This window comes from Xanthomonas sacchari, from assembly GCF_040529065.1.
GTDB lineage: Bacteria > Pseudomonadota > Gammaproteobacteria > Xanthomonadales > Xanthomonadaceae > Xanthomonas_A > Xanthomonas_A sacchari.
Map to the genome: position 1 here is coordinate 1,371,959 of NZ_CP132343.1, position 12,925 is coordinate 1,384,883.

At 67.1% G+C, this 12,925-nt stretch carries 11 protein-coding genes; 9 read left to right on the forward strand and 2 right to left on the reverse strand.

The genetic code is table 11. The annotated features are described in order from the left end of the window. The first annotated feature begins 203 nt into the window (after nucleotides 1–203). The 3 genes from RAB71_RS05865 to RAB71_RS05875 all read left to right on the forward strand — a co-directional run bounded on the left by RAB71_RS05865 (nucleotide 204) and on the right by RAB71_RS05875 (nucleotide 3,110). Complete coding sequence (locus RAB71_RS05865) at nucleotides 204–1,142, forward strand: nucleoside hydrolase (RefSeq protein ID WP_010341538.1); 939 nt, start codon at nucleotides 204–206, stop codon at nucleotides 1,140–1,142. Between the two features lie 145 nt (nucleotides 1,143–1,287). Next, nucleotides 1,288–1,530 (forward strand): type B 50S ribosomal protein L31, encoded by a 243-nt coding sequence (locus RAB71_RS05870; RefSeq protein WP_010341537.1) that lies wholly within the window; start codon nucleotides 1,288–1,290, stop codon nucleotides 1,528–1,530. 290 nt (nucleotides 1,531–1,820) lie between these two features. Then, a complete protein-coding gene (locus tag RAB71_RS05875; RefSeq protein ID WP_010341536.1) occupies nucleotides 1,821–3,110 on the forward strand; it encodes a citrate synthase in 1,290 nt (429 codons plus the stop codon). A gap of 157 nt (nucleotides 3,111–3,267) precedes the next feature. Here the strand turns inward: RAB71_RS05875 and RAB71_RS05880 are convergent, their stop codons facing one another. Both RAB71_RS05880 and RAB71_RS05885 read right to left on the reverse strand, forming a co-directional pair. Beyond that, nucleotides 3,268–3,912 carry a hypothetical protein gene (locus tag RAB71_RS05880; RefSeq protein WP_010341535.1) on the reverse strand — a complete coding sequence of 215 codons (645 nt, stop codon included), beginning with the start codon at nucleotides 3,910–3,912 and terminating at the stop codon, nucleotides 3,268–3,270. Between the two features lie 153 nt (nucleotides 3,913–4,065). After that, on the reverse strand, nucleotides 4,066–6,492 hold the full coding sequence (locus tag RAB71_RS05885; protein WP_010341534.1) for a penicillin-binding protein 1A: 2,427 nt from the start codon (nucleotides 6,490–6,492) through the stop codon (nucleotides 4,066–4,068). Between the two features lie 218 nt (nucleotides 6,493–6,710). Here RAB71_RS05885 and RAB71_RS05890 point away from each other — a divergent pair, with 218 nt between their 5' ends. From RAB71_RS05890 to RAB71_RS05915, 6 genes are all read left to right on the forward strand, one after another. After that, nucleotides 6,711–7,769, forward strand: a complete 1,059-nt coding sequence (locus RAB71_RS05890; protein WP_010341533.1) for a pilus assembly protein PilM — start codon at nucleotides 6,711–6,713, stop codon at nucleotides 7,767–7,769. After that, nucleotides 7,769–8,551, forward strand: coding sequence for a PilN domain-containing protein (locus RAB71_RS05895; RefSeq protein ID WP_104609592.1), 783 nt, complete (start codon nucleotides 7,769–7,771; stop codon nucleotides 8,549–8,551). The genes RAB71_RS05890 and RAB71_RS05895 overlap by 1 nt, the downstream gene beginning before the upstream one ends. Next, complete coding sequence (locus tag RAB71_RS05900) at nucleotides 8,548–9,222, forward strand: type 4a pilus biogenesis protein PilO (protein ID WP_010340866.1); 675 nt, start codon at nucleotides 8,548–8,550, stop codon at nucleotides 9,220–9,222. The genes RAB71_RS05895 and RAB71_RS05900 overlap by 4 nt, the downstream gene beginning before the upstream one ends. After that, nucleotides 9,219–9,758: a pilus assembly protein PilP gene (locus RAB71_RS05905; protein ID WP_010340868.1), complete on the forward strand. Its 540-nt coding sequence runs from the start codon at nucleotides 9,219–9,221 to the stop codon at nucleotides 9,756–9,758. The genes RAB71_RS05900 and RAB71_RS05905 overlap by 4 nt, the downstream gene beginning before the upstream one ends. Nucleotides 9,759–9,778: 20 nt before the next feature. Next, complete coding sequence (locus RAB71_RS05910; RefSeq protein ID WP_029561812.1) at nucleotides 9,779–11,698, forward strand: type IV pilus secretin PilQ; 1,920 nt, start codon at nucleotides 9,779–9,781, stop codon at nucleotides 11,696–11,698. A 154-nt stretch (nucleotides 11,699–11,852) separates the two neighbouring features. Beyond that, on the forward strand, nucleotides 11,853–12,872 hold the full coding sequence (locus tag RAB71_RS05915; RefSeq protein ID WP_010340870.1) for a MoxR family ATPase: 1,020 nt from the start codon (nucleotides 11,853–11,855) through the stop codon (nucleotides 12,870–12,872). The last annotated feature ends 53 nt before the right edge of the window (nucleotides 12,873–12,925 follow it).

The window sequence follows — 12,925 nt, forward strand, 5'->3', positions numbered from 1 at the left end:
CTTTAGCCGCGACCGGGCTTTCCCGGTAATGCTCAGTCGCGGCTGAAGCCGCTCCTACGACAAACAGCGGTTGCGCTGCCTTTGCGAATCCCTGCTTTCCACAGCCGAATGGCTGGTCATCCCGACTCCCCAATCCCGTCTTCTTCCCATGCCTGCCCAGCAGTGCCAGACTCGGCGGCTCGAATGGACGAGCGAAGCGACGCATGAGCGACAAGATTCCCCTGTTGATCGATACCGACCCTGGCGTGGACGACGCGCTGGCGCTGTTGATGGCGTTCGCCGATCCGCGTCACGAGGTGGTCGGGCTGACCATCGCCGCCGGCAACGTCGGGCTGCGCCACACCGTGCGCAACGCGCTGAAGCTGTGCGAAGTGGCCGGGCGCGAGGATGTGCCGGTGTTCGCCGGCTGCGCCGATCCGCTGCTGCATCCGTCGGTGGATGCCGGGCACGTGCATGGCCAGGACGGCTTCGGCGACGTCGACCTGCCGCCGGCCGCGCGTGGCGCCGAGGCCGAGCACGCCGCGCTGGCGATCCTGCGCCTGTCGCACCAGTACGCCGGGCGCCTGCTGCTGGTCGCGCTGGGGCCGTTGACCAACATCGCACTGGCGCTGAAGCTGGATCCGACCCTGCCGCAGCGCGTCGGCCGCTTCCTGGTGATGGGTGGGGCGATCACCTGCCACGGCAATATCACCCCGGCCGCCGAATTCAACATCGCCTTCGATCCGGAAGCCGCGCACATCGTGTTCAAGGCGTTCCCGCACATCGAGGTCGCCGATTGGGAGGCGACCGTGGCGCACGGCCTGCCGCACCGCGAGGTCGAGCAGTGGCTGGCGGTGGATGCGCCCAAGGCGCGCTTCTACGAACTGATCTCGCGCAAGACCCGGCTGTGGTCGGAAGACGCCCGCGGCGAGCACTGGTACGCCGCCGACGCACTGGCGATGGCCTGGGCGCTGCAGCCCGACGGCGCGCAGGAAGTGCAGTCGCGGCCCATGCAGATCGAGCTGTCCGGGGTGCACACCCGCGGCGCCACCCTGGTCGATTGGAACCGCCAGCTGGGCCTGCCGGACAATGCGACCATGCTCATCCGCTACGACCACGCCCGCTTCCTGGGCCTGGCCCGCGTGGCGGTCGGCGCCGGCTGAGCTTGCCGGTCCCTGCCTGCGCATGCGTCAGAGCCGGGGGCGGCGGCTGGCGACTACACGTAACGTGTGAATTACACGTTGCGTGTAGGGCGGCAGGGCTGTTATAGTTTCCCTCTTGTCCAGCAGCCACCTACGGTGCGAGCCCATGAAGGCCGACATCCATCCCCAGTACCGCGACGTCGTGTTCCACGATGTCACCTCCGATTTCAAGATCCTGACCCGTTCGACCATGTCCTCGAAAGAGACGGTCAAGTGGGAGGACGGCGAAGAGTATCCGCTGATCAAGGTCGAAATTTCCTCGGCTTCGCATCCGTTCTATACGGGCAAGCACAAGGTCATCGACACCAGCGGCCGCATCGACAAGTTCCAGAAGCGCTACGCGCGCTGACCGGAACCGTCGAACGGATGTAAAGCGACGGCCGCTTGCGCGGCCGTTTTGCTATCCGCCACATCCTGTCTTCCCGGCGTTGACGCGCCGGTGTCATCCTTCCGTGAAAGTGCGGCGAGGATGCAACGCTGTGTCGCTTTCCTGCCGCCATCGTGCAGCATGAGGGGTGAGCGACGACGCAAATGCTGCTGTGCGATAATGGCGCGATCCGTGGCGATTGCCGTGGACTTCCTTCACGCGTCTGTTCGCAACGTAATCGGACAGGCGCCTTCCATCGAGGAGCGCACACTGTGTCCGATCTTGATCAGGTCACGTTGAACGCCGGCGACAAGTCGGTCGTTCTTCCGGTACTCAAGCCCACCCTGGGCAACGATTGCGTCGACATCTCCAAGTTGACCAAGGAGACCGGTCTCTTCACCTACGACTCGGGCTTCACCGCGACCGCCAGCTGCAAGTCGGCGATCACCTACATCGACGGCGACAACGGCGTGCTGCTGTACCGCGGCTACCCGATCGAGCAGCTGGCCGAGAAGTCCAACTTCCTCGAAGTGGCCTACCTGCTGATGAACGGCGAGCTGCCCACCGCCGACGAATTCAAGAAGTTCGACCACGAAGTGACGCATCACACGATGATGCACGAGTCGCTGAAGAACTTCCTCGGCGGCTTCCGCCACGACGCGCACCCGATGGCGATGCTGGCCGGTAGCGTGGCCTCGCTGTCGGCGTTCTACCACGACACCCTCGACCTCAACGATCCGGAGCAGCGCCGCTTGGCCGCGATCCGCCTGATCGCCAAGGTGCCGACCATCGCCGCCGCCGCCTACCGCTACTCCATCGGCTGGCCGATCCGCTACCCGCGCAACAACCTCGGCTACGTCGAGCGCTTCCTGCACATGATGTTCGAGGTGCCGAGCGAGCAGCTGCAGATGAACCCGGTCGTGGCCAAGGCCCTGGACCTGCTGTTCATCCTGCACGCCGACCACGAGCAGAACGCCTCGACCTCGACCGTGCGTCTGGTCGGTTCCACCGGCGCCAACCCGTACGCCTCGGTCGCCGCCGGCATCACCGCGCTGTGGGGCCCCGCGCACGGCGGCGCCAACGAAGCCGTGCTGAAGATGCTGGAAGAGATCGGCACCGCCGACAACGTCGAGAGCGCCGTGGCCAAGGCCAAGGACAAGAACTCGAGCTTCCGCCTGATGGGCTTCGGCCACCGCGTGTACAAGAACTTCGACCCGCGCGCGAAGATCATCCGCGAGATGACCCACAAGGTGCTGGGCGAGCTGGGCGTCAACGACCCGCTGCTGGAAGTGGCGCTGAAGCTGGAAGAGGCTGCGCTGAAGGACGACTACTTCGTGCAGCGCAAGCTGTACCCGAACGTCGACTTCTACTCGGGCATCATCTACAAGGCGCTGAACATTCCGGTGGAGATGTTCACCGTCATGTTCGCCATCGCCCGTACCGCCGGCTGGGTCTCGCACTGGCTGGAGCAGCAGGTCGACCCGGAAATGAAGATCGGCCGTCCGCGCCAGATCTACACCGGCTACGACAAGCGCGACTACACCAGCACCGACAAGCGCTGATCGATCGCCTCACCGCTATCAGGAACGCCCCGCCTCGCGGGGCGTTTTTGTTTGCGCGGTCGAAGCGGGGAAGGGCTGGCGTCCGCTTCGCCTCGCCGCGCGCGCATGCGTCATGTCACGGCGCACGCCGCAGCCAATGCGTGGCGCGCTGCCGCGCTCAGCCGTACTGGTAGTCGGCGATGTCCTGTTCGGTCAGCAGTTGCCGCAGTTGCGGCATCGAGGCGCGGCGCATCGGCTTCTCGTCCACCTGCGACAGCGGCGCCTGGCGCAGCGCGTCGTAGGGCAGCACTGTCAGGTCGAAGGTCAGCTCCTCGGCAGTGAACAGCCACACCGGGAAGTCCTCGCTGCGCTCGCGGTCCAGGCGCAGCCTGCGGCTGCGCAACTCGGCCGGGATGCGGTGCTCTTCGAGAAAGCGCGCCACCGCCTCGGCATCGTCGCTGTGCAGATGCAACTGCACCGGGCTGTTGGCGTCGGCGGTGCCGTCGTGCACCGGCCCGGCCAGGCGTGGCGCGAAGGCGTGCAGGAAGTCCATCGCGCGCAGCGCCGCCTCGCGCCGCCGGCGCAGTTCGCCGGCATGGTCGGGGCCGGCGAACAGCCGCTGGTATTCACGCAGGGCGTCCTCGATCTCGCTGTTGCGCGGCAGCGAGGCATCGTCGTGGATGCCGAGCCGGTCGGCGGCCTTGAGCTTGGCCTGGTGGAAATCGCGGATGCCGCCTTCGGCCATCAGGCGGGCGGCTTCGTGCGCCAGCCGGCGGCGGCGTTCGTGCGTGCGGGTCCGGGCATGTTGCCGAGCGTGGTGCATGGAGCGCCTCCCCTCAAAGCCTGCCCCGACTGTACCGCAGCCTTGCGAAATTCGGGTGTAGCCGGCGCCGCTGCCTGATGCGGCGTCCGCCGGGCGAGGCGCGCCCGGCGGCAACTGCCCCGGCCAGCGCCGGGGCGGGGCGGCGCGACGCGATCAGAAGATGTCGAAAGCCGCGTCGTCGGTCTTCTGGTCCTGCAGGCTTTCGTCGAACTGCTGGATGCGGTCCATGTCCTCGGTCTTGACCCACTCGGTGGCGCCGTTGAGGCTGACCTGGACCATGCCGCCAGGCGGGTCGTTGCGGGCGATCGGCTGGTCCTTCAGCGCGACCCGCATGTAGTCAATCCAGATCGGCAGCGCCGCCTTGCCGCCGTACTCGCGGTAACCCAGCGAACGGTAGTCGTCGCGGCCGACCCAGACGGTGGTCACGTACGGGCCGCCGAAGCCGGAGAACCAGGCGTCGCGGTGGTCGTTGGTCGAGCCGGTCTTGCCGCCGACGTCCTCGCGGCCGAGCACCTTGGCCGGGGTGCCGGTGCCGCGCTGGACCACGTCGCGCATCATCGACACCAACTGATAGGCGGTGCGCTCGTCGATGGCGCGCGGCGCCACCTTGGCCTCGGGGTCGGTCGGCTTCTCCGCTGCCGCCGCCGTGGCCGCGGTCTCTGCCGGCTTGGCCGCCGGCGGCGGCGTGGCCGCGCCGAAGTTGAAGCCATCCACCACCTGGCTGACCGGCGCGGCATTGCCGCCGACGCTGCCGCAGCTGCGGCAGGCGGTCAGCGGATGCTCCTGGAACAGCACCTTGCCGTCGCGGTCGGTGACCTTGTCGATGATCCAGGTGTTGACCAGCGAGCCGCCGTTGGCGAACACGGTATAGCCGCGCGCCACCGACAGCGGGGTCAGCGAGGCGGTGCCCAGCGACATCGACAGGTTCGGCGGCAGCTCGGCTTCCTGGAAGCCGAACTGGCTGATGTACTTGCGCGCGAAGTCCACGCCGATGGCGTCCAGCAGGCGCACCGAGACCAGGTTGCGCGACTGCACCAGCGCTTCGCGCAGGCGCATCGGGCCGCGGAAGCCGCCGCCGTCGTTCTGCGGCGACCAGGTCTTGCCGCGGCGGTCGCGGAACACCACCGGCGCGTCGAGCACGATCGACGCCGGGTTGAAGCCCTTCTCGAACGAGGCCGCATACAGGAACGGCTTGAAGCTGGAGCCGGGCTGGCGGCGCGCCTGGGTGGCGCGGTTGAACTTGTTGCCGGCGTAGCTGAAGCCGCCGACCATGGCGCGCAGCGCGCCGTTGTTGGCGTCCAGCGAGACCAGGGCGGCCTGGCCGCGCGGGATCTGGGTGATCTCCCACTCGCCCGGCTTGTCGCCGGCCTGGATGCGCACCAGGTCGCCACGCTTGAGCAGGGTGGCCGGGCTGCGCCCGGTCCAGCGGCTGGCGGCCACCGGCAGCACCAGTTCGGTCTTGTTGGCGAGCACTACGGTGGCGCTGCCGTCGCTGCCGGTGCTGGCGACGATGCTCGGCAGCATCCCGCCCTGCACGTAGACGCCGCTCAGGTGGCTGGCCAGCGCCGCCGCATCGGCATTGGCGGGGACGTCGAAGTGCTTCTCGACGCCATGCCAGCCATGGCGACGATCGTAGACGACCAGGCCCTCGCGCACCGCATGGTTGGCCGCGGTCTGCAGGGTCGAATCGATGCTGGTGTAGACGTGGTAGCCCTTGTCCAGCACGTCGCCGCCGAAGCGCGCGATCATCTCCTGGCGCACCAGTTCGGCCACGTACGGAGCCTCGACCTCGACCGGGCGTTCGTGCGGGGCGGCGTGCATCGGCACCGCCTTGGCCGCCTCGGCCTCGGCCGGGGTGATGAAGCCCAGCGCGGCCATGCGGCTGAGCACGTAGTTGTCGCGGCGCTGCTTGGCGCGCTCGGGGTTGCTGATCGGGTTGCCGCTGGAGGGGAACTTGGGGATGCCGGCCAGCGAGGCCATCTCGTCCAGGCTCAGCTCGTTGAGCTTCTTGCCGTAGTAGTACTCGGCGGCGGCGGCGATGCCGTAGGCGCGGTTGCCGAAGAAGCTCTTGTTCAGATACAGCTCGAAGATCTCGTCCTTGGTCAGTTCGGCCTCGATCTTGCGCGCCAGCAGGATCTCCGCCAGCTTGCGGGTGTAGCTGTATTCCGAGCTCAGGAAGAACTGGCGGGCGACCTGCTGGGTGATGGTGGAGCCGCCCGGCACGCGCTTGTCGTTGGTGGTGGCCAGCAGCCACACCGCGCGGGCGATACCCTTGTAGTCGACCCCGCCATGCTCGTAGAAGCGCGCGTCCTCGGTGGCCAGGAAGGCCTGCTTCAGCCGCTCCGGCACGTCCTTCATGGTGATGGGGTAGCGTCGGGTCTCGCCGAACAGCGCCATCAGCTTGCCGTCGCTGGAGTAGACGTACATGGGCTCCTGCAGTTCGACCTTGCGCAGGGTCTGCACGTCCGGGAGCTTGGAGGAGACGACGTAGTACAGCCCGCCTGCCACGGCGGCGCCGACCAGGCCGAGGAGGACGAACAAGACCAGCGCCCAGCGCAGCCAACGACGAAAACGGGGCATCGCGAGAGATTCCGATTGCAGATTTCTTGGGCGCAGAGTATAGAGTACGCCGGGGAACGGCTGGGGCCGGTTCCGGGGATGCGACGGGTTTGCTGCCGCAGGTCATGCCGTGACACGGATCGCGGTATGCAACCGGGCGGTTGCCAATTGCAAAAAATTTGTTATTAATGCGCTGGCGCAACATTGGCGTCCAAGTGCCCGCCGGCAGGGGAAAATCCGTGGGGCTTATCCCAAAGAGTCAGCAGCCGCTGATCGGCATCGACATCAGCTCGACCGCGGTCAAGCTGCTGCAGCTTTCGCGTAACGGCAACCGGTTCCGCGTCGAGCATTACGCCGTCGAACCCTTGCCGCCCAATGCCGTGGTCGAAAAGAACATCGTCGAGGTCGAGGCGGTGGGCGAGGCGATCCGCCGCGCCGTGACCCGCTCCGGTACCCGCGCCAAGCATGCCGCGGCCGCCGTGGCCGGCTCGGCGGTGATCACCAAGGTGATCCCGATGCCGGCCGAGCTGGACGAGAACGAGCTGGAAGCCCAGGTCGAGCTGGAGGCGGTGAACTACATCCCGTATCCGATCGACGAAGTGAACCTGGATTTCGAGGTGCTGGGCGTCATCCCCAACAACCCCGAGATGGTGCAGGTGCTGCTGGCGGCCTCGCGCTCGGAGAACGTGGAACTGCGCCAGTCGGCCCTGGAACTGGGCGGTCTGGTGGCCAAGGTGATGGACGTGGAGGCCTTCGCGGTCGAGAACGCCTTCGCGCTGGTGGCCAGCGAGCTGCCGGTGGCCGCCGACGGCATCGTCGCCCTGGTCGACATCGGCGCCACCATGACCACCCTCAACGTCCTGCGCGGCGGGCGCAGCCTGTACAGCCGCGAACAGGTGTTCGGCGGCAAGCAACTGACCGACGAAGTGATGCGCCGCTACGGCCTGACCTACGAGGAAGCCGGCATGGCCAAGCGCCAGGGCGGGCTGCCGGAGAGCTACGAGGTCGAGGTGCTGGAACCGTTCAAGGAAGCCACGGTGCAGCAGATCAGCCGCCTGCTGCAGTTCTTCTACGCCGGTAGCGAATTCAACCGGGTCGACCACATCGTCCTGGCCGGCGGCTGCGCCGCCCTGGCCGGGCTGCCGGAGATGGTGGAGGAGCAACTGGGCGTGGCCACGGTGGTCGCCAACCCGTTGGCGCAGATGACCCTGGGGCCGAAGGTGCAGGCGCATGCGCTGGCCCAGGACGCGCCGGCGCTGATGATCGCCACCGGCCTGGCGCTGAGGAGCTTCGACTGATGGCGAAGATCAATCTGCTGCCCTGGCGGGCGGAACGGCGCAAGCAGCGCGAACGCGAGTTCTACTCGATGCTTGGCCTGGCCGCGTTCGCCGGGGTGCTGCTGGCGGGGCTGATCTGGTTCTACTACGACCTGCAGATCAGCGGCCAGAACGAGCGCAACGCGTATCTGCAGGCCGAGATCGAGAAGGTCCAGGCGCAGAACAAGGAAATCGACACCCTCGACGAGAAGAAGCGCCGGCTGCTGGCGCGCAAGCAGGTCATCGAGGAACTGCAGGCCAAGCGCTCGCAGATGGTGCACCTGTTCGACTCGCTGGTGCGGACCATTCCCGATGGCGTGGTGCTGACCTCCGTGAAGCAGGAGGGCGACATGCTGACCCTGGAAGGCCGCTCGCAGTCCAATGCACGGGTCAGTACCTACATGCGCAACCTGGAAGGTTCGGGCTGGATGACCAACCCGGAGCTGACGGTGATCGAGGCCAAGGCGCAGGAGAAGGAAGCCAAGGGTCCGATCGTCGACACCAAGGCGCTGCCGTACGTGTTCACGCTGCGGGTCAAGCTGCCGGTGCCCGGCGAGAGCACCGATCCGGCGGCCGACGCCACGGCACCCGGCGGTGCGGCGACGCCCGCCACGCCGGCCGCAGCACCTGCCGGCGGCGCGCCAGGCACGCCGGCGCAGGCACCGGCTGCCCCCGCACCTGCCACGGGGAGCGCCGCCGCACCGGCGCCGGCCACCGCGCCGGCTCCCGCCGCCAAGCCAGTGCAACAGGGACCGGCGTCATGAGCAAGAAATTCAACATCAAAGAGCTGGATTTCAACAATCTCGGCAATTGGCCGCAGCAGGCCAAGATCGTGTTCTGCGTGCTGGTGACCCTGTTCATCCTGGCCATTTCCTGGTTCCTGCTGATCAGCAGCAAGAGCGACGAGTTGCAGACGCTGGAGCAGAAGGAAACCGAGCTGCGCGCCTCCTTCGAGAAGGAACAGAGCCGGGCGGTGAACCTGCAGCCGCTGAAGCAGCAACTGGTGCAGATGGAGCAGGTGCTGCAGCAGATGCTGCGGCAGTTGCCCAGCAAGACCGAGATGCCCGACCTGATCATCGACATCTCGCAGACTGCGCTGTCCAGCGGCCTGACCAACGAGCTGTTCCAGCCGGGTCCGGAGTCGCCGAAGGAGTTCTACGCGGAGAAGCCGATCGCCCTGCGCATGGTCGGCAGCTACCACCAGTTCGGCGCCTTCGTCAGCGGTGTGGCCTCGCTGCCGCGGGTGGTGATCCTGACCATGCACGACATCAACCTGAAACCGCGCGACAAGAGCAACGGCATCACCGCGCGCGGCGAGCTGGAACTGTCCGGCACGGTCAAGACCTATCGCTATCTGGACGACAAGGAAATGGCCGACCAGGAACAGGCCGCAGCGGCCGCCAAGAAGGCCGGCAAGCAAGGCGGTGGAGCATGAGCCGGCAGCAGCGGATGGTCAGGATTCTCGCCGCGGCCGCGCTGGCGCTGGTGCTTGGCGCCTGCGGTCGCACCATTACCAGCACGCCGGGCGATGCGCCGAACCTGGAGAACTGGGTGAAGGAAGTGCGCGCACGACCGGCGCAGCCGCTGGAGCCGTTGCCGGTGATGCAGCAGTTCGAGACGTTCGAATATGCGGCGCAGGGCCTGCGCGATCCGTTCAGCGATGCCTGGGCCAACCCCGACGGCAGCAGCGGCCTGCGCCCGGATCCGAACCGCCGCAAGGAGCCGCTGGAACAGTTCCCGCTGGACAGCCTCAACATGGTCGGCACGCTGGGCAGCGGTGCCGGCCAGGTGGCGCTGGTGATGGCGCCGGACAAGGTGACCTACCGCGTGCGTCCGGGCGTGTACATGGGGCAGAGCGATGGCCGCGTGACCGGGGTGCACGAGGATCGCATCGATTTGATTGAACTGGTGCCGGATGGCGCCGGCGGCTGGCTGGAACGTCCCGCCTCCGTCGCGCTGGACGATCAATGATTGATTATGGGGATAGCACGATGACTTTTTCCAAAGCCCTGAGCCTGCGCCCCATCCGGCGCCACGCGACGATGCGGCTATGCGCCTTGGGGTTGGCGGCGATGCTCGGGAACGCGGTCGTCGCCAGTGCGGCAACGCCTGCCGCGCCTGCCGCTGCACCTGCCGCGCCCGCGGCGGCGCCGGCCAAGCTCACGGTGTCGAAGATCGACTTCAAGCGCGGCGACGGCGGCGCGGGGCGGCTGATCCTGTCGTTCAACGGCAGCGGCGCCAGCCCGGACCTGCGTACCCAGGGCAACAACGTCGTGGTCGACGTCGGTAATGCCGTGCTGCCACCGGAACTGCAGCGTCCGCTCAACGTCACCGACTTCGCGACCCCGGTGCAGCGCATCGATGCCAAGCCCTATGCCGGCGGTGCCGAGCTGGTGCTGAACACCAATGGCGGCTTCGAATCCCTGGCCTATCAGTCCGGGAACGAGTACGTGGTCGAGATCACCCCGCGCGCCGCCGCGCCGGCGGTGGGCGCGGTCACCGCCACCACGGTGAGCCAGGCCGCCGCGCAGGTCGCTGCCCGCGGCTACAGCGGCAAGCCGGTGACCTTCAACTTCCAGGACGTGCCGGTGCGCACGGTGCTGCAGTTGATCGCCGAGGAGTCCAATCTCAACATCGTCGCCTCCGACACCGTGCAGGGCAGCGTCACCCTGCGCCTGGTCAACGTACCCTGGGACCAGGCGCTGGACATCGTGCTGCGCGCCAAGGGCCTGGACAAGCGCCGCGACGGCAAGGTGATCTGGGTCGCGCCGCAGCAGGAACTGGCCAAGTTCGAGCAGGACAAGGAAGACGCGCGCATCGCGATCGAGAACCGCGAGGACCTGATCACCGACTACGTGCAGATCAACTATCACAGCGCCACCGCGATCTTCAAGGCGCTGACCGAGGCCAAGGGCATCGGTGGCAGCGGTGGCGGTGGTGGTGGAAACGGCGGCAGCAACGGTAACAGCCAGAACGACAACGGCTTCCTGTCGCCGCGTGGGCGCATCGTCGCCGACGAGCGCACCAACACGCTGATGATCAGCGACATCCCGAAGAAGGTCGCGCAGATGCGCGAGCTGATCAACGTGATCGACCGGCCGGTCGACCAGGTGCTGATCGAAGGCCGCATCGTCATTGCGACCGATACCTTCGCGCGTGATCTGGGCGCGCGCTTCGGTATCGCTGGCCGCCGGCAGTACGGCGACAACACCGCGGTGATCAGCGGCAACGTGGCCAACAACACGTCGATCCTCAACAGCAGCGTGCATAACATTCCGAGCGGGCTGAATTTCAATATGCCCGCCGGCACCTTCACCACCGGTACGCCTGGTGCGATTGCGTACACCCTGCTGGGTGCCAATTTCTCCCTGGACATGGAATTGTCCGCACTGCAGGAGGAGGGCCGTGGCGAGGTGATCTCCAATCCGCGCATCGTGACCTCCAACCAGCGTGAGGCAGTGATCCGGCAAGGCAAGGAAATCGGCTATGTCACCATCACAGGCGGCAGCAGCGGAGTTGCCGCCACGCCGAATGTGCAGTTCAAGGAAGTGCTGCTTGAGCTGAAGGTGACGCCGACCATCACCGACGACAACCGCATCTTCTTGAACATGAACGTGAAGAAGGATGAGGTTGATAGCTACATTACGCTCAGCGGTTACGGCCAGGTCCCTGTCATCAACCGGCGCGAGATCAACACGGCCGTCCTGGTCGATGATGGGCAGACCGTAGTCATCGGTGGTGTCTACGAATTCACCGATCGCAGCAGCATCTCCAAGGTGCCGTTCCTGGGCGATGTGCCGTTCCTGGGCAACCTGTTCAAGAAGCGTGGTCGCAGCAAGGACAAGGCGGAGTTGCTGATCTTCGTGACCCCGAAGCTGATGCGTGTGGCCAAGCGCTCGCCCGCCGGCTGAGCGTCGGCGCAGACAGCTGTAACTCCCGACGGGAGAGGCGCAAGCCTCTCCCGTCGGCGTTTATGCTGCGTGGATGAGGAAATCCTGAATTCGCCGCACGCGGCGTCGGCCGCGCGCTGAACCATTTTCACCGGTGATCGGTCAGACTGCGCAAATGAACACGTCCTCCTCACCCCTCGATTCCCCGCCGGCCGCGCCCGAGCAGCAGCGCTTGCACGCCGCGTTCGTCGCCCTGCGCGACGGCCTGTCCCAGACCATCGTCGGCCAGTCGGCGCTGGTGGAACGCCTGCTGATCGCGCTGCTCGCCGACGGCCATCTGCTGGTCGAAGGCGCGCCCGGCCTGGCCAAGACCACGGCGATCCGCGCCCTGGCCTCACGCCTGGAAGCGGACTTCGCCCGCGTGCAGTTCACGCCCGACCTGCTCCCGGCCGACCTTACCGGCACCGAGGTGTGGCGTCCGCAGGAGAGCCGCTTCGAGTTCCTGCCCGGGCCGATCTTCCATCCGATCCTGCTCGCCGACGAAATCAACCGCGCACCGGCCAAGGTGCAGTCGGCGCTGCTCGAAGCGATGGGCGAGCGCCAGGTGACCGTCGGCCGGCATACCTATGCGCTGCCGAAGCTGTTCCTGGTGATGGCGACGCAGAATCCGATCGAGCAGGAAGGCACCTTCCCGCTGCCGGAGGCGCAGTTGGATCGCTTCCTGATGCATGTGCGGATCGGCTATCCGGAGGCGGCCGCGGAAGCGGAGATCCTGCGCCTGGCCCGCGAGCGCGCTCGCGAGACGCTGGAGTCGGGCGAGGCACCGCCGCCGCGCATGCCGCTGGAAGACGTGTTCGCGGCGCGCCGCGCGGTGCTGGCGTTGCACATGGCGCCGCCGCTGGAGCGCTATCTGATCGAACTGGTGCTGGCCTCGCGCGACGCCAGCGGCTACGACGCCGCATTGGCGCGGCGCATCGCCTGGGGGGCAAGCCCGCGCGGCTCGATCGCGCTGGAGCGTTGCGCCCGCGCCCGGGCGTGGCTGGCCGGACGCGACTTCGTCACGCCCGACGACGTGCGCGCGGTCGCCGCCGATGTGCTGCGCCATCGCGTGCTGCCCAGCTACGAAGCTACCGCCGAAGGCTGGGACGGCGATCGCCTGGTCGCGGCCCTGTTGGACAAGGTGCCGCCGCCGTGAGCGGGCGCCGCCAAGCACGGCTGCTGTCCGCCGTCCGCCTGCGCGCGGAGTAA